General features: G+C 38.4%; 15 protein-coding genes and 3 tRNA genes. 8 read left to right on the forward strand and 10 right to left on the reverse strand.

Annotated features, from left to right (window positions below; translation table 11 throughout):
- Positions 1–105 precede the first annotated feature (105 nt).
- A complete protein-coding gene (gene nadA, locus Q4600_RS15465; protein WP_303517134.1) occupies positions 106–1,173 on the forward strand; it encodes a quinolinate synthase NadA in 1,068 nt (355 codons plus the stop codon).
- A 77-nt stretch (positions 1,174–1,250) separates the two neighbouring features.
- On the opposite strand, the gene gap is transcribed toward nadA, so the two are convergent.
- Entirely contained in the window at positions 1,251–2,261 is a 1,011-nt protein-coding gene (gene gap, locus Q4600_RS15470; protein ID WP_303517133.1) for a type I glyceraldehyde-3-phosphate dehydrogenase, read from the reverse strand.
- Positions 2,262–2,495: 234 nt separating this feature from the next.
- Positions 2,496–3,326, reverse strand: coding sequence for a DUF2989 domain-containing protein (locus tag Q4600_RS15475; protein ID WP_248956422.1), 831 nt, complete (start codon positions 3,324–3,326; stop codon positions 2,496–2,498).
- 201 nt (positions 3,327–3,527) lie between these two features.
- On the opposite strand from Q4600_RS15475, the gene Q4600_RS15480 reads away from it, so the two are divergent.
- From Q4600_RS15480 to Q4600_RS15500, 5 genes are all read left to right on the forward strand, one after another.
- A complete protein-coding gene (locus Q4600_RS15480) occupies positions 3,528–4,964 on the forward strand; it encodes a glyceraldehyde-3-phosphate dehydrogenase (RefSeq protein ID WP_229368680.1) in 1,437 nt (478 codons plus the stop codon).
- A 239-nt stretch (positions 4,965–5,203) separates the two neighbouring features.
- Positions 5,204–5,279 (forward strand) — tRNA-Gly (locus Q4600_RS15485).
- Between the two features lie 10 nt (positions 5,280–5,289).
- Positions 5,290–5,363: transfer RNA gene (locus tag Q4600_RS15490), tRNA-Cys, on the forward strand.
- A gap of 55 nt (positions 5,364–5,418) precedes the next feature.
- A tRNA-Leu gene (locus tag Q4600_RS15495) sits at positions 5,419–5,504 on the forward strand.
- An 810-nt stretch (positions 5,505–6,314) separates the two neighbouring features.
- The gene (locus Q4600_RS15500; RefSeq protein WP_102527307.1) at positions 6,315–7,508 is read left to right on the forward strand and encodes an amino acid aminotransferase; all 1,194 of its coding nucleotides are present in this window, start codon (positions 6,315–6,317) and stop codon (positions 7,506–7,508) included.
- A gap of 120 nt (positions 7,509–7,628) precedes the next feature.
- On the opposite strand, the gene yvcK is transcribed toward Q4600_RS15500, so the two are convergent.
- Complete coding sequence (yvcK, locus tag Q4600_RS15505; protein ID WP_102527308.1) at positions 7,629–8,519, reverse strand: uridine diphosphate-N-acetylglucosamine-binding protein YvcK; 891 nt, start codon at positions 8,517–8,519, stop codon at positions 7,629–7,631.
- Between the two features lie 172 nt (positions 8,520–8,691).
- Between yvcK and Q4600_RS15510 the strand changes: the two genes are divergently transcribed.
- Entirely contained in the window at positions 8,692–9,498 is an 807-nt protein-coding gene (locus tag Q4600_RS15510) for a glucosaminidase domain-containing protein (protein ID WP_229368683.1), read from the forward strand.
- A 3-nt stretch (positions 9,499–9,501) separates the two neighbouring features.
- Positions 9,502–10,134 carry a DUF2987 domain-containing protein gene (locus Q4600_RS15515; RefSeq protein ID WP_303518231.1) on the forward strand — a complete coding sequence of 211 codons (633 nt, stop codon included), beginning with the start codon at positions 9,502–9,504 and terminating at the stop codon, positions 10,132–10,134.
- A gap of 77 nt (positions 10,135–10,211) precedes the next feature.
- On the opposite strand, the gene ttcA is transcribed toward Q4600_RS15515, so the two are convergent.
- The 7 genes from ttcA to Q4600_RS15550 form a co-directional block, all read right to left on the reverse strand.
- Positions 10,212–11,150 (reverse strand): tRNA 2-thiocytidine(32) synthetase TtcA, encoded by a 939-nt coding sequence (gene ttcA / locus Q4600_RS15520; protein WP_198589539.1) that lies wholly within the window; start codon positions 11,148–11,150, stop codon positions 10,212–10,214.
- Between the two features lie 69 nt (positions 11,151–11,219).
- The gene (gene uspE, locus Q4600_RS15525; RefSeq protein WP_102527311.1) at positions 11,220–12,149 is read right to left on the reverse strand and encodes a universal stress protein UspE; all 930 of its coding nucleotides are present in this window, start codon (positions 12,147–12,149) and stop codon (positions 11,220–11,222) included.
- Between the two features lie 86 nt (positions 12,150–12,235).
- On the reverse strand, positions 12,236–12,988 hold the full coding sequence (etrA, locus tag Q4600_RS15530) for an electron transport transcriptional regulator EtrA (protein ID WP_102527312.1): 753 nt from the start codon (positions 12,986–12,988) through the stop codon (positions 12,236–12,238).
- Between the two features lie 55 nt (positions 12,989–13,043).
- Positions 13,044–13,733 (reverse strand): sulfite exporter TauE/SafE family protein, encoded by a 690-nt coding sequence (locus Q4600_RS15535; protein WP_102527313.1) that lies wholly within the window; start codon positions 13,731–13,733, stop codon positions 13,044–13,046.
- Positions 13,726–13,989: a cbb3-type cytochrome oxidase assembly protein CcoS gene (gene ccoS, locus Q4600_RS15540; RefSeq protein ID WP_303518228.1), complete on the reverse strand. Its 264-nt coding sequence runs from the start codon at positions 13,987–13,989 to the stop codon at positions 13,726–13,728. Before ccoS ends, Q4600_RS15535 begins: the two co-directional genes overlap by 8 nt.
- A complete protein-coding gene (locus tag Q4600_RS15545; protein ID WP_303518236.1) occupies positions 13,986–16,394 on the reverse strand; it encodes a heavy metal translocating P-type ATPase metal-binding domain-containing protein in 2,409 nt (802 codons plus the stop codon). The genes ccoS and Q4600_RS15545 overlap by 4 nt, the downstream gene beginning before the upstream one ends.
- A complete protein-coding gene (locus tag Q4600_RS15550) occupies positions 16,394–16,873 on the reverse strand; it encodes a FixH family protein (protein WP_102527315.1) in 480 nt (159 codons plus the stop codon). Before Q4600_RS15550 ends, Q4600_RS15545 begins: the two co-directional genes overlap by 1 nt.
- Positions 16,874–16,894 lie beyond the last annotated feature (21 nt).

Genomic DNA, 16,894 nt, shown 5'->3' on the forward strand with positions numbered 1-16,894 from the left:
CTATAATGGCAATCTAATTAACTCATTAAAGGACGCTATTGCGTCCTTTAATTTTGTTAACTGATTTTGTATAATCTCCGGACGTTGTAATTTCTCGGAACCATAATGATCACCTCGGCACCGAATATCGAATCTATCGAGTATCCTTTTCCTGCGAAACCTGCTTTATTGTCTCATGCTGAAAAAGCTGCAGCTAAAGCAAGAATAAAACAGCTATTGATCGACCAAGATGCTGTTTTAGTTGCACACTATTATACAGATCCTGAAATTCAAGCACTGGCTGAAGAAACCGGTGGTTGTGTTTCTGACTCCCTCGAAATGGCACGCTTTGGCCGTGATCACCCAGCAAAGAAACTGATTGTTGCTGGTGTAAAGTTTATGGGGGAAACCTCTAAAATTTTAAGCCCTGAAAAAACTGTCTTGATGCCTACGTTAGAAGCCACTTGTTCTTTAGACATTGGTTGCCCAATTGATAAGTTTTCAGCATTTTGTGATGCCCATCCAGACCATACCGTAGTTGTTTATGCGAACACCTCCGCGGCTGTAAAAGCCCGTGCAGATTGGGTAGTAACCTCTAGTATCGCGTTAGAGATTGTTGAACATTTGGATAGCGAAGGTAAAAAGATTATTTGGGGACCTGACCGTCACTTGGGTAGTTACATTGCTAAAGAAACTGGCGCTGATATGTTGATGTGGCAGGGCGATTGTATTGTTCATGACGAATTCAAATCTAAAGCATTAAAGGAACTTAAGATACAGCATCCTGATGCTGCTATTTTGGTTCACCCTGAGTCACCTGCAAATGTCGTTGCTTTAGCGGATGCTGTGGGCTCTACGAGTCAGCTAATTAAAGCTGCACAAACCATGGACAACCAAGAGTTTATTGTGGCGACTGACCGGGGTATTTTTTATAAAATGCAACAAGCAGCACCAGGTAAAACACTCATTGAAGCACCAACAGGTGGTAATGGCGCTACATGTAAAAGCTGCGCTCATTGTCCTTGGATGGCAATGAATGGTTTACAAGCTATTGAAGCGTCACTGACAGCAACAAATAAAACTGAACATGAAGTGTTCGTTGATGATGCATTACGTGATGATGCACTAGTGCCATTAAACAGAATGCTTAATTTTGCGAAAACCTTAAACATGAAAGTGAAGGGTAACGCTTAATCAAATTGATAGCTAATAACAAAAAGCCCTGCAAGTGCAGGGCTTTTTCATGTTTCAATTTTACAAATTAAAACAAATTATTTAGCTGTCATTAATGCAACAGTATTATCTAACATGCGGTTACTGAAACCCCATTCGTTATCATACCAAGCCATTACTTTAACAAGTCGACCATTAACACGTGTTTGAGTCGCGTCAAAGTTAGAAGAAAATGCATTATGGTTGAAATCGATAGAGACTAAAGGTTCTACATTAATAGCAAGCGCTTCATTCAATGGTGAAGTTTTTGCTGCATCTGCCACTATCTGGTTAATTTCTTCAACTGTGGTGTCACGAGACGCTTGGAAAGTTAGATCTACAAGAGATACGTTGACAGTCGGTACACGTACAGCTAAACCGTCAAACTTACCTTGAAGTTCAGGAACCACTAAACCTACAGCAGCAGCTGCCCCAGTTTGCGTTGGGATCATAGACATTGCTGCTGCACGAGCACGACGTAAATCAGTGTGGTAAACATCTGATAAGCGTTGATCATTGGTGTAAGCATGAATAGTAGTCATTAAACCAGATTCAATACCAACAGAGTCATTCAACGGTTTCGCAAAAGGAGCTAAACAGTTGGTTGTACATGAAGCATTTGAAATCACAGTCATATCACTGGTTAACACGTCATTGTTCACGCCGTAAACAACAGTTGCATCAACATTCTTGCCTGGAGCAGAAATAATAACTTTCTTAGCGCCAGCTGTTAAATGTGGTTGTACTGCTTCTTTAGATGTGAAAATACCAGTACATTCATAAACAACATCAACGTTTAATTCTGCCCAAGGTAATTTAGAAGGGTCTCGTTCTTGAAAAGTCAGGATTTTATCGCCATTAACGTAGATGGCTTCATCATCATGTTCAACTTTAGCGTTGAAACGACCATGTACTGAATCATATTTGGTAAGGTGAGCATTGATTGAAGCATCACCCAAATCGTTTAAAGCTACGATTTCAATTGGGTAATCCTTTTCGCTTTCATAAAGCGCACGTAAAACATTTCTACCGATACGGCCATAGCCGTTAATTGCTACACGGATAGTCATTGCATATCCCTCAAGTGATTATAAATCTGTTACGTAAATCATATGGTAGTAAAATTACCAAATTAACGATTTTCGTCAAGTAAAAAAGCCTCAAAACGCTAATAAAGTGCAAAATATCTGTATTTAATTTACAAATTACAGAAATAAGCTGCTGTTGGCGATTTTTTTGAAAGTGTAATACAGCGTTAACTGTTAATTAATTGTACTCAGTGTAGCTAACAAGGTGGTCTTTGTTTATTCAAATTTTGATTTAATTTCACTTGTATCGAACTGAGCTGTTTTTAATAGTCTAACGAGCTCAATCGCTTCTAAATCTAATTGCTGCGCTCGGTTACTGTCATTAGCTATAAGCGCTAATAATTTTTCTTGTGAGGCAATGTTGTCACTCATTAATGTATTCGCCTTAGTCAATAAGTATTCATTATCAACATTTTGCTCCCAACGATAAATTGTAGCGAGAGCGAGTAACCAATCAGGGTCAATTGTTTTAGGCTTAACGTGGGACAATAGGTGTAAATAAAGCATCTTTGCTCTATTCATATCCGTTTTAATATAATGTGACGCAAGCTGAGCAAGTATAAATGGTTCTGTTATTTCACCATTTTTCTCAGCTTTAATTAACGTATCACGCGAAGGTATATCGTTAAACGTTGTCCAACGATAATACACAAGGTAATTGTCTGGGTTGTCCTTGGTATATTCTCTTAACTGGATTAAATTTTGTGTGCTAACAGCATATGCTCTTTCTCTATCTAAAGTCCGGTCGGTGTTTTGTATATGGATAACACCAGCAGCTAATTCTATGCACTTGCTATATGACTCAAGCTTTATTAATTGGTCGTATAGTTGTTTTCCTGTAGGCTCAGTGGTTATCTTTAATTGGTATCTACTACGAATTAAGTCGCCTTTTTCTACTAAACACCAACTATCTCGGTGTAAATCAGCACAAAGTTCAGGATTATTTTTACAAATGCTGCCACTATTTCGGCCAACATCACAACCAAATAAGCCGAATAAAGCAGCAAATATCGAAAATGATGTAATTATTACTAAACTTTTACTCAAAACAGGCTCCAAAAGTGGAATTTCTCTAATAAAATTACACGTTTACTAAAAATTTCTTACTGGCGAAAAAGCGTAAATTTCATTACAATGTCGCCGACCAAACGGGGATAACCCTATAAAATAATGACTATTGGTCTTTTCTTTTTGTTACTCAATGCTTTCTGCACCCTATGCTGAAATGTGAGATAAAGGATCTTTTTAATGAGCGCTGATAAACACCTACAAAGTTGGCAAGAACGTTTCGAAATGGCAGAGGCTATGCAGCCTTTACTTGGTAAATTATATCGTAATCAAGGCGTTGAAGTCTTAGTTTATGGTAAACCACTTTTAAACGCATCTACAATTGAAATTATTAAAGCGCATCGCCTAGTTCGTCGTCATATTGGCGAAAAATTACGCCTACGTGAAAGCTTTCCATTCGTTGAAGCATTAAGCAAGTTATCAGTAAAGCACTGTAAAGTGGATATTGGCAAGTTAGCTATTAATTACTGGCGTGATAATGCCGATGCTTCTCAAATTCAAGCCTACATGACTAAAGAGTTAGAGCAAGGCTTAAACTTTGGTGACGATGTAGAATCTAAAGATGTTGTCTTATACGGTTTTGGACGTATCGGCCGTCTATTAGCCCGCTTAATGATTGAAAAAACGGGTAAGAGTAATAAGCTTTGTTTACGCGCAATCGTCTTACGTGGCGGTAAAAAAGGTGATTTAGAAAAGCGTGCTAGTTTATTACGTCGTGACTCAGTTCATGGGCCATTCAATGGCTCTGTTGAAGTAGACGAAGAAAATAACGCCATTATTGCTAATGGTACATATATTCAAATCATTTACGCTAATTCACCTGATCAAGTAGATTACACACAATACGGCATCAATAATGCGCTTGTTGTGGATAATACCGGTATTTGGAAAGATGAAGATGGTCTTGGTCTTCACCTTAAGAGTAAAGGTGCAAGTAAAGTACTGTTAACCGCTCCTGCTAAGGGTGCAATTAAGAACGTCGTTTACGGTGTGAATGAAAATGATATCCTTCCTGAGGATATGATTGTTTCGGCAGCAAGTTGTACAACCAATGCTATTACACCTGTATTAAAAGCAGTGAATGATAAGTATGGCATTGAAAACGGACATGTTGAAACAATCCATTCGTATACTAATGACCAAAACTTAATTGATAACTATCATAGTGCTGACCGTCGTGGTCGAAGTGCGCCATTAAACATGGTTATTACTGAAACAGGTGCAGCGAAAGCGGTTGCAAAAGCATTACCTGTAATGGAAGGTAAGTTAACTGGTAACGCTATCCGTGTACCGACACCAAATGTTTCAATGGCCATTATCAGTGTTAACTTAAACGGCGAAACAAATCGCGATGAGTTAAATGAATACCTAAAAGATATCGCATTGACTTCTGAGTTGAAAAACCAAGTTGATTACACTGATTCTACTGAAATTGTATCAAGTGACTTAGTGGGTTCTCGCTATGCTGGTGTTGTTGACTCTCAAGCAACTATTGCTGATGGCAAGCGTGCTATTTTATACGTGTGGTATGACAATGAGTTCGGTTATAGCTGTCAAGTAGTCGGCGTCATGCAAAAGATGCTTGGACTTACAACGCTTTCTTTACCAGAAGCGTAAACTTACTAAGTTAAGAACCATCATTTCAAAGGCACTTCTTAGTAGAAGTGCCTTTTTTGTTGGCTGTCATGGTTTAATAGACAATAATTGTTCAATACGTTGATTTATACATCAAACGGTTATAAAAGCTCTAAAATATAGTAATTCTGCATTGACACATTTGCGTAAAACGGTAGAATTCCATTCCGCACTCAGGGACAAATTGATTTATCGTTTTAACTAAGTGTTTTGTTTGATATGCGACATTAGCTCAGTTGGTAGAGCGATACCTTGCCAAGGTATAGGTCATCGGTTCGAACCCGATATGTCGCTCCAATCAAACAACGGCGCGATGGCAGAATGGCTATGCTGCGGATTGCAAATCCGTCGACCTCGGTTCGACTCCGGGTCGCGCCTCCACAATTTTTGTTTAATTGTTTAGTGCTTTAAACTAGACGGTTAAAACAACACTTATGCCCGAGTGGTGGAATCGGTAGACACAAGGGATTTAAAATCCCTCGCTTAATAGGCGTGCCAGTTCAAGTCTGGCCTCGGGTACCATTATAAATAAGCCTCGACATTAGTCGGGGCTTTTTTATGTCTGACATTTGAGTAATTGAAGCCAGATAAAATCCCTCGTCGTTTTAAAACCAGGCGTGCCAGTTCATCTCAGGCCTCCGGTACCATATTCTCTTTTAAAGAGCTTACATACGTAAGTACGGTGCAAAAAGCCTCAACACTCTTGATGTTAACAGGGCTTTTTTATGTCTGACATTTGAGTAATTGAAGCAAGATAAAATCCCTTGTCGTTTTAAAACCAGGCGTGCAAGTTCAAGTCTGGCCTCGGGTACCATATTCTCTTTTAAAGAGCTTGCATACGTAAGTATGGTGCAAAAAAGCCTCAACACTCTTGATGTTAACAGGGCTTTTTTGTCTCTGAGATTTAATCAATTGAAGAAAGATAAAATCCGTTGTCGCTTTAAAAGCGGGCGTGAAAGTTCAAGTCTTGCCTCGGGTATCATATTCTTAATACAATAATATGGTATATAAGCAAGATACGAAGGCTTCAACATGCTTTACGCTAACGATGGCTTCTTATGTCGTTAAAGTGCGATGTTTAACATCAAATTCCATAGGATTTTTAAACTAAGACGCTTAGTCGAATTGTTAGCCATATCTATGAATAGTCATTTATGAATATGGAAAATCATCAATACGTTATTAAATATCCATTTAAAACCTAATTAAAATGTCAAATGTTCAAACTGTGAACTAATTCTTTGTTCATGACCAAAAGTCACTATTTCAAAAACCTATTCAATGGTATAAATACTAAAAATAGTGGTTCACTTCATACGAAGGAAAGAAGTAATGATATTTTCTCAGGTCCCTCAAGCTCCAGCCGATCCTATCTTAGGTTTAACAGATGCATTTAAAAAAGACACACGTAGTGAAAAGGTCAATTTAGGTGTTGGTATTTATAAAGATGAAGCAGGGCAAACCCCTGTACTTAAATCTGTTAAAAAAGCTGAAGCAATTTTATTAGAAGCTGAGAAAACGAAAAATTACTTAGGGATCGAAGGTGTAGAACAATACAATGCAGTCGTTCAAACCTTACTATTTGGACAAGGCAGCGACATCATTAATGACAAGCGAGCCTTCACTGCACAAGCACCAGGCGGAACAGGCTCATTAAGAGTTGCCGCTGAATTTCTTGTTAGGAATACTGAATCTAAGACCTTATGGGTAAGTAACCCAACATGGGCTAATCATCAAAACATATTTCAAACTGCTGGCTTATCAATAAAAGAGTATGGCTATTACAAAGCAGAAACCCATGATATGGATTTTGATGCGATGATTACTGATTTACAAAGTGCTCAAGCTGGCGATCTTATTTTATTACACGGTTGCTGCCACAACCCGACTGGTATCGACTTAGATGCTGCACAGTGGGAAATTGTTGGTCAACTTTGTGCAGATAAAGAACTTGTACCTTTATTTGATTTTGCCTATCAAGGTTTCGGCGCAGGAATTGAAGAAGATGCTCAAGGTTTACGCATTGTTGCTGCAAAAGTACCAGAGCTATTAATTGCCAACTCATTTTCTAAAAACTTTGGCTTATACAATGAACGTATTGGCGCAGTTACTATTGTTGCTGCTGATGAAGACGCAGCCCAAAAAAGCTTTAGCCAGATCAAGAAAACTATTCGAGCAACATATTCAAATCCACCAGCACATGGCGGTTTGATTGTGAGTACTATTCTATCAGATGATGCTCTACGTCAAGAATGGGAATCTGAACTGACCGAAATGCGTCAACGCATCGCCGAAATGCGTACTTTGTTTGTTGAGACATTAAAATCAGAAGGCGTTGACCAAGATTTCAGTTTCATCTCTCGTCAAAATGGTATGTTTAGTTTTTCTGGACTGAATAAAGATCAAGTCAATCGACTTAAAGATGAGTTTGCTGTCTATATTGTGGGTTCAGGACGTATCAGCGTTGCGGGCATGACAAAACAAAATATTCCGGTTATCTGTAAAGCGATTGCGCAGGTTATTTAAATCCGTCAGATAACAAACACATTGTGATTACTGTCTAAGCCTATAAGCAAATACTTATAGGCTTTTTTATAATCTTAATTTAAGTTGATTTGTTCATGACTGTTATTTGTTCATGACTGTTTATTTGTTCATGACTGTTGATAATGCAGTAGCTAAAGCTTCTTTGTTATGTAAACCCGCATGGTGATCACTGACAAGCGGAAAAAAACTTACAAATTCACCAACATCAATATGTTCTGCGTGACTGATGACATTATTGACAGCATTTCTTCCCAACAATTGGTTTATCCAGTTTAATTTATCTTCTAACAACAGTTTATTTGCTGCACATACTTCGTTTGTTAAATTATCGATGAAAATAATTTGAGCATTTGAATTGGAAATGGCAGTAGCAATTGCTGGAAGTAAAAGAGGAGGTAATACACTAGTGAGAAAGCTTCCTGGGCCAATGATTATCAGCTCTGCTTTATTAATCGCTTGAATGGCTTCACAAGTTGCTGTTACCTGAGGCTCGAGATTTAGTGAACTAGGCACCTCACTCATTTCATCAACGTTCGTTTCACCAAATATCATCTGACCTTCGACATTTAGTGCAGTTAAATGTGTGGGTTCTTCAGACATGGGAATAATACGAGTATCAATTTTCAGAATGGTTCTGATTAATTTAATCGCTTCAAGTGGTCTGACGCAAAGTTGTTCTAGGGCATACAAAATAATATTGCCAAGATTATGGCCATTTAGCTCATTATCGCCATTAAATCGATGATCAAATAACATGGTACCGATAGAAGGACGATTGGCGAGCTGTGATAAACAGTTACGTAAATCCCCCCATGCAATAGTTGTTTGATCTTGGCGGATACGACCAGTTGAACCGCCATTGTCAGTTGTTGTTACAATTCCAGTTAACTTGGGTCCTAAAAAGGATAATGCAGCAAGGACTCTGCCTAAACCGTGACCTCCGCCCAATGCGACGACGTGATCATATTGCTGTAATGGTTGGTTCATCATTTTTTGATTCCTTTCATACTCTTGATGACTTTTATTGCGACCATGGATAATGTCATTTCTAGCTATCGTCTGATGCTAAAAATGCATACTTAAAATAATAGCACAAACACAAGACTGCTTTTAGTTATGATTCTCGGTATAATCAATGAAAATTATATAGGAAGGATTGTTTTTGAGAACAGGTAGAGTGGGTAAGTTCACCCTTGGGTTAGGGGTTGTTATAATTAGCATTATTTTGATCCGTGTTTGGCTTGTTCCTACACTGGAGAAAATTTTAGTATCAACACCAGAAATTCAGCAAAATGAGAAAGAACAAGAAACAATTCCTAATTTTACTGAGATCAGTGATATTCCAACTAAAAAACAAGTGTTTTTTGATTATATGGCGCCAGCTGTAAATCATCAAAATGCGCTTATTTTAAAAGAACGAAATTTTTTAAAAGTCATCCTGGCAAACCTAGCCAATGAAAAAGCATTAACCGATGCCGAAATCTTTAAGCTAAAACAATTAACACAGAAATATAATTACTCTGTTAAAAAGTTTGACGAAACAACCTTAACGCCCTTGTTAATTAGAGTCGATACCGTGCCAGCAAGAATGGTATTAATACAAGCAGCAAACGAAACAGGCTGGGGCAGCTCTAGGTTTGCTAAAGAAGGCAACAATTACTTCGGACAATGGTGTTTTTCTAAAGGTTGCGGTTTAGTGCCTTTATCCAGAAAAGCAGGAATGAACCATGAAGTAGCGTCGTTTGATACACCTGAAGATTCAATAGCAGCTTACATGCTAAATTTAAACACCAATTCAGCATACCGTTTATTAAGATCAATGAGAGCTGACTTACGTTCGCAAAATATCGAACCTTCAGCTGAGAAATTAGTTTTCGGGCTCATTCATTACTCAGAACGTAAAGATGCTTATATTGATGAACTACTAGAGATGTTACGCCAAAACAAAGCGTATTTAGCAGGATTATAGAAAATGAAGTTAGTAAAGATACCAATGTTAGTCGCTTTCGTGTTGTTAAGTCCAACATCGATCGCTGATTCTGTTTCTATTCCATATGCAGGTTTTTATGAAAGACTAAAACAAGTTAATAAAAATAATTATCAGTTGGTTGAAATTGCTTTTAGCGTACCTAAAAATGATAACTGTAAAATGATTTCAGGTAACATCACCACTGAAAAAGATGAATTCCCACTGACTTACGATAAACACCAGCGTTTATATTTGCCATTTGATGCACAGTTAAAGTCAGACCGAGGTTTGTTAAATATTGAAGTAGAAGGGGACTCTTCACTTTGTGGTGTTGCAATGCAAGTACGTGCTAAGTCAACTCAACAAGAGTATGTTCAAGCGGAACTCATGGCAGTTAAGGATGATATGGATGCATTGTTAGATGGTCAGCAAGGTTTCCCAATGAAGTATTTCCGTAAACCAATTACTGGACTTACATTTCGCTTTTCGGATTCCGACTTACCTGTTACCGCAACAATTGATGGTAAAGCACAATCAATTTCAAACCAGTTACAACTCACTTCTGAACAATTAGCAAACCTAAAAGCCTTAAGTTTTAATGCCATGCCCTTTGTTGTCAGCCCTTATGTCATTTGAACTGTTGAAATAGCAAAGCATAGAAAAAACAAAGCCCTCAGTTGAGGGCTTCTTTTTTGCAAGAACAGACCAACCATTTACGGTTTGTAAGTTGTCACTATATTAATTTTAGCTGCTTCATCTAAATTGATATGACCATTATTCGTGGTATCTAAAAAATCAAAAGCAGGTAAATCAGACTCGGCTACATCGCCGGATAAAGGAGCATCTGCATCACGCTGCAAACTGATAAAATCAAAAGCGTTTCTATCAACACCTTGAGACGGTGACGTGTTCTGCATCGCAGTAAAAATTGTTTCAATACGACCTGGAAAGTCACGATCCCATTGATTCAACATATCCTTTACAGCGCCACGTTTTAAGTTCTCTTGTGAACCACACAGATTGCAAGGGATGATAGGGAATTTTTTCAGCTCCGCATACTCTGCAATGTCTTTCTCTTTGCTATAGGCTAAAGGTCTAATGACCATGTTAGCACCGTCATCTGATAACAATTTAGGTGGCATTGCTTTCATTTTTCCACCGAAGAACATATTTAAAAATAATGTTTCAATGATGTCGTCTCTATGATGACCTAGAGCAATTTTTGTCGCACCAATACGTTGCGCAAATCCATATAAAGTTCCGCGACGCAGACGAGAACATAAAGAGCATGTTGTCTTGCCTTCAGGGATTTTATCTTTAACGATTGAGTAAGTGTCTTTTTCGAGAATATGATATGGCACTGCTAACGTATCTAAGTACGCAGGCAAAATATCTTCAGGAAATCCAGGCTGCTTTTGATCTAAGTTAACTGCAACAATTTCAAATTTAATTGGTGCACGCTTTTGCAAGTTCAACAAGATGTCGAGCATTGCATAGCTGTCCTTACCGCCAGAAAGGCAACACATGATAACGTCACCTTCTTCAATCATTTGATAGTCTCCTATCGCACGACCAACATCATGACGTAATTTCTTTTCTAATTTAGCTTGGCGATCTGCCAAGTGTTTTTCTTGTTGTTGCATTTCAGACATTAAAAAGCGCCCAGTAACTATCGTTTCAGGGCGCGTATTATTCCAGCATTCAAGCCGATGGTAAAGACTTTAGTCTTCAAGAGGTGATTTATAACCCTCAGGCTTTACTGCAAGTAAGTCACAATTGATACTATCGATGACATGTTCAGCGGTATTACCAATTAAAGCTGCTGAAAAACCAGTTCTGCCCACAGTCCCCAAGATGACTAACTCTGCATCGAGTTTTAAGGCAAGCTCAGGAATAACATCTTCAGGTAAACCTTCTTCTACATGGCAGTTTTCTAAAGGGATATTAAAACTGTTGGCCAAATATTGAATTCGCTGTTCATGCTGCATTCTGACGGTATCGTTATAACTTGCAGCATCGAACTCAGGTAACTCAATGGCCAAATTAACCGGGGTACCAGGGTAACCATTCACTAAATGGATTTGGGCTGAGAATTTAGCTGCAAGATTCAACGCATTTTCAATTATTTTGGTATTGAGTGTTGAATGCTCATCATCTTCTGAAGCCACATTTACTGCACATAAGATTTTACCAGCCACTGGCCAATCATGATCTTTTACCATTAATACTGGAATAGGGGCTTTACGTAATAAATGCCAATCAGTTGGAGTAAAAATAATAGACTTTAATTTGTCGTGTTCATGGGTACTTTTTACTAATAAATCGACATCTTGTTCGATGGCGTATTTTATAACGCTTTCGAAAGGCCTGTTATGCCAAACCACTTTAGTATCAATTGTTAAGCCTGATTTTGCGTAAGGCAAAATAGCTTCAGCTAACCAGCTTTCGCGTTGGTCAATAACACCCTGACGCATAGCTTCTCTTTCGTGGCTTGAAAGAATTGAAGTCATTTCATAAGAAAAATCAAAAATGGTGAGAAATGCAGTGATAGATGCATTGGACTTGGAAGCAAGTTCAACGGCTCTAGCCAGAGCAGGTTGATGGTCAGTCATTGGGTTAATGACTACCAAAATCTTATTATAATCCTTCATAAAACCTCCAAGCTGTTTTTATATTACTATCACTCTTAACTGCGGTGATGTCGTTGCGTTAGATCATAAAATGAAAACTAACTCAATTAAGTGGCAATTCTTGAGTTTCCAGCTAATTGGCTGAGTGCAACATGATCAATAATAGTGATGTATTTACCTTTGACTTCAATCAAACCTGCTTTTTGAAACCTGCCCAGTAATCGACTAATTGTTTCAACCGTCAAACCAAGATAGTTACCAATATCACCACGGGTCATCGTTAACCTGAATTCATGAGGTGAGAAGCCTCGACTGCCGAAACGGTTTGCAAGATTATTGATGAATGCAGCAAGACGTTCTTCTGCATTTTTCTTCGACAATAACAAAATCATTTCTTGATCGCCCATGATCTCATTACTCATTAAACGCATTATTTGCTGTCTAAGCTTTGGCATTGTGCCAGAGAGAGTATCTAATGTGTCATATGGGATTTCACACACCATTGCAGTTTCTAAAGCTTGCGCAAAACTTTGGTGAATTTGAGAATGAATTCCATCAAAGCCTATAACGTCACCAGCTAAATGGAATCCGGTAATTTGTTCATCACCTTGCTCAGTGATAGTGAAGCTTTTGATTGTACCAGAGCGAATAGCAAATAAGGATTTGAGAGGATCACCTGACTTGAATATCTGGTCGCCTTTTTGTACTGGTTTTTTACGCTCAATAATTTCGTCTAGTTTATCTAGTTCGTTATTATCTAACGTGAAAGGAATGCAAAGTGACTCCATGCTGCAATCATGACAATGAATTGCACAACCACCAGTAGATGCACGAAGCTGTTTAGTTTGATCTGTAGGCATATATACTCTCAATTAATTACTACAATACCATGTTAAACTAATAACAAAGCTTGAGCTAGTTTAGCTGCATGATGGCGATATAAATAGTTTGTAAGCCAAATACTACAATCAAGATCCCACTTAAAAGTCGTACTTGCTTTTTTTGAACCCATCCAGCTAATTTTTTAGCGGTTAATCCAGCACTTAACAATGCAGGCAGTGTTCCAAGGCCAAAAGCAAACATCACCAAAGCTCCGTTCAATGCATCACCTGATGCAACTGACCAGGTTAAGGTACTGTAAACTAAACCACAGGGTAACCATCCCCAAATCATCCCTGCAATCGTTGCTTGAAACTGGGTTTTAATCGGCAACAATTTATTAGCAATAGGTTTGAGTAACGACCATAAACCTTTACCAAGTTTTTCAATATGGACGACTCCGAACCATATTTGGGCAATATAAAGTCCAGTTATTATCATCATAATGCCGGCAAGTATTCTTAAACCAATGAGATAACTGTCAACATCGAACATGTAGCCTAATGCAGCACTACTTGCTCCAGCCAACGCACCTGCAATCGTGTAACTCGCAATACGGCCAAAGTTATAACTGAGTAAAAAACTTAATTGGTTTGCTAAACGATTTGAAGATGTTGCTGGCAAATTAGTAGCAAAAGCGCCAATTAAACCACCACACATTCCAAAACAATGTGCAGCGCCCATTAATCCGACCAGGAATGCTCCCCATACATTATATTCAATCAATTTGCGGAGTCTTTTTGGTTGCAGATTTATCCGAATCAATTTGCTCATCATCAAAAGAGTTAGCAGTTACCACGTCATCATTGAGCGTCTTAGTATAATCTGTAGTCACAGTAGGCTTATCTTCATCAAATAATATCGACACACTTTGCCTATCAAGATCATCGAATTGTTCTGATTTTACCGCCCAAAAAAATACGGCTACAGCGACCACGACGAAAAGCATGGCAATGGGAATTAATACGTAGATGATACTCATAGTTTTACCCTTAGCAGGCGAAGACTGTTAGAAACAACAATAATTGAGCTTATCGACATACCAATCGCCGCTATATACGGAACGACATGACCTGTTACGGCTAACGGCAATATAATGATGTTGTAAGCAAACGCCCAAATTAGATTTTGTTTTATTATTCTATTGGTTAGTTTAGCAAGTTTTATTGCTTGAATGAATTTAGAAAGATGATCGCCAAGTAAAATTAAGTCAGCGCTATTTTTAGCAATTGCGCTGCCACTTCCCATTGCTACAGATAAGTTGGCACCAGCGAGTACTGGGGCATCATTGATACCATCACCAAACATAGCAACCTGCTGTTTTTGTTGTAAATTATTTATCAATTCAAGTTTGTCTTGTGGGCTTAAGCCTGCATAAGCTTGTTGTATATTTAATTGACGGGCTATTTCAGTGACATGTTTACTGCTGTCGCCACTTGCCATACTGACTTGAATACCTAACGTCTGAAGTTCTGTTACAGCTTGTGCGCTATCAATACGGATAGCATCTTGCAAAATAAAGCAGGAAGTTATTATGTCATCAATAGATAACCAAAGTAATTGGCCTTTACAATGTGACGCATCGAGGCCGACAAACTGAGCATTACCCAATTTGACGGTATGTTCATTAACCTTGGCAGATATTCCTAGCCCAACATGGTGGATGATCTCTGTTGCGATAATGTCTGAGTTAACAAATGGTGCAAATGCTTTTGCGATTGGATGAATAGAACCCATTTCAAGCGCTGCAGCGTAATTAAGAGCTGAATGCTCATTAACAAGGTCATCTGTAATGATTGTTTTTTGAATAGAGACAGTTCCGCACGTTAATGTGCCGGTCTTATCAAATACGACATGTTCAATTAATGGTAGTTTCTCAAATACGCCCGCTTTTTGAACAATAATCCCCAGTTTGGTAAATATTGCCGTAGAACATGTGATTGCTGTTGGTGTTGCTAATGCAAGTGCACAAGGGCAGGTGGCGACTAATACCGATAACATGACCCAGAAAGCATCATCTGGTGAAATAAATAGCCAACTAAAATAGGTGATCCCCGCTATAGCAATGATGGCCGTTGAAAAATAGCTGGCAGATTTATCAACGAGCAAGGCAATTTTAGGTTTCGTATTTGAGGCTACCTCTTGTAAACGGATAATTTCAGCGACTAATTGATCTTGACCTAATGCGGTTACTTGAACAGTAATAGGTTGGTCTACATTAATAGTGCCAGCATACACGGTATCTCGCTCACTTTTGATAAATGGCATTTGTTCGCCAGTTAACATTGATTCATTTAAGCCAGACTTACCTGATAATATGATCCCATCAGCAGCAACGACTTCACCAGGTTTGATTAAAATGGTATCTCCAACTTTTAATCGTTTAGCTGGAATTTCAGTTACTTCACTAGCAGAGGAGTTATTTATTGAATCAGATATTAAATTAGCTGTTAACGGTACGAGTTTGTGTAGATTACTCGAACTGACGGATGCGGTTTGTTTTGCTTTTTGTTCGAAAAAACGTCCTAATAGCAAAAAGAAAGTGAACATGGTGACAGACTCAAAATACACTTCACCAGTGCCGTTTATTGTCGCGATACAACTGGCTATATAAGCGCCAGCGATAGCTAAAGAAACGGATAAATCCATATTGACCTTACCGCCGAGCAAACTTCTAACGGCACTGAAGTAAAAAGGTTGAGCAGAGTAAAAGACTACAGGAGCGGCAAGCGTCATACTGACCCAGCGAAAGTAATCCCTCATTTCAGTATCTTCTAAAATGAAGTAGTCAGAATATAAAGCCAGTGCAAACATCATTACTTGCATGGTGACGAATGCAGCTAGTCCAAGACGAAGTAGAAACTTTCGCGATTCTTGTTTACTGAGTTTTTCTTGTTCATCTATTTGATAGGGTGCAGCGTGATAACCAATACGGCTGATTTCTGATAGTATTTCACTGAGTTTTACACGAGAGTCATCCCAACAGACTAATGCTCTTTGGGTAGTAGAGTTGACCGCAATGCTAATTATGCCAGGAAGCTGTTTTAATTTATGTTCAATTAGCCAAGCACAAGCTGCACAAGTTATCCCTTCGATAGAAACTGAAAGCGTATTTTGGTTATCTTTTGAATGGACTAAGTCTTGTTGGATTTCAGGAAGATCATACGCAGAAAATTGAGCCAACTCAGATGGAACAAGCGCAGTTTGCTTACTGCCTGGTTCACTTCTAAATTGATAATAGCTACTTAACCCAGAGTCGATGATGGCTTGCGATACAGCCTGACAACCAGGACAACACATAGGTTGTGCCTGATTATCAATAACGGTTGTAAATTCGCTACCAGTTAAAACAGGTTCATTACAGTGAAAGCAATTTTGCATGAAGATTAATTCAACCAGTATTCTACATCATCTTGTATATCAATACGTTGCTGGATACGCCAGCTATTATCAAAGCCTTGTAATCTTACATTCCACGGACCTGAAATTGCTTCAGATAATCCGATTCTGAAATCACCGTTACCATCTGCAGTCGCATTGATTCTAAAATCTTTATCTTCAAGAGTCGGGTGAATGAAACTGACTTGAAGTGCGGCGCGGTATTCAGGGCCGCCGTGCTGGGAAATTTTTAATTCATGGTCATGAACTTCAATTAAAAACTGCATACCTAAGTTTTTAGCTTGTTTGATTTTACGTAAATCCATATTGATGGCTTTACCTTCTTTATAATAATCATCAGAAACCAGCGAGTCTGCATTATCAATTGCAATGCTCATTGCCACCATACTTTTAATGACAACGACAAGAAGTAGAACAACAATAAACCAAGGCCAAAAATGCTTATACCAGGGTTGAACATCAGACATAAAAAGGTCCTAAATATTAAG

This window comes from Shewanella sp. 2_MG-2023 (assembly GCF_030548905.1).
Lineage (GTDB): Bacteria > Pseudomonadota > Gammaproteobacteria > Enterobacterales > Shewanellaceae > Shewanella > Shewanella electrodiphila.

Bases quoted from the DNA above. Each gene is read 5' to 3' on its own strand.
- uspE (WP_102527311.1), bottom strand. From the start codon at position 12,149: ATGAAGGATTATAATAAGATTTTGGTAGTCATTAACCCAATGACTGAC.
- etrA (WP_102527312.1), bottom strand. From the start codon at position 12,988: ATGCCTACAGATCAAACTAAACAGCTTCGTGCATCTACTGGTGGTTGT.
- Q4600_RS15480 (WP_229368680.1), top strand. From the start codon at position 3,528: ATGAGCGCTGATAAACACCTACAAAGTTGGCAAGAACGTTTCGAAATG.
- Q4600_RS15515 (WP_303518231.1), top strand. From the start codon at position 9,502: ATGAAGTTAGTAAAGATACCAATGTTAGTCGCTTTCGTGTTGTTAAGT.
- nadA (WP_303517134.1), top strand. From the start codon at position 106: ATGATCACCTCGGCACCGAATATCGAATCTATCGAGTATCCTTTTCCT.
- yvcK (WP_102527308.1), bottom strand. From the start codon at position 8,519: ATGATGAACCAACCATTACAGCAATATGATCACGTCGTCGCATTGGGC.
- ttcA (WP_198589539.1), bottom strand. From the start codon at position 11,150: ATGTCTGAAATGCAACAACAAGAAAAACACTTGGCAGATCGCCAAGCT.
- Q4600_RS15550 (WP_102527315.1), bottom strand. From the start codon at position 16,873: ATGTCTGATGTTCAACCCTGGTATAAGCATTTTTGGCCTTGGTTTATT.
- gap (WP_303517133.1), bottom strand. From the start codon at position 2,261: ATGACTATCCGTGTAGCAATTAACGGCTATGGCCGTATCGGTAGAAAT.
- ccoS (WP_303518228.1), bottom strand. From the start codon at position 13,989: ATGAGTATCATCTACGTATTAATTCCCATTGCCATGCTTTTCGTCGTG.
- Q4600_RS15500 (WP_102527307.1), top strand. From the start codon at position 6,315: ATGATATTTTCTCAGGTCCCTCAAGCTCCAGCCGATCCTATCTTAGGT.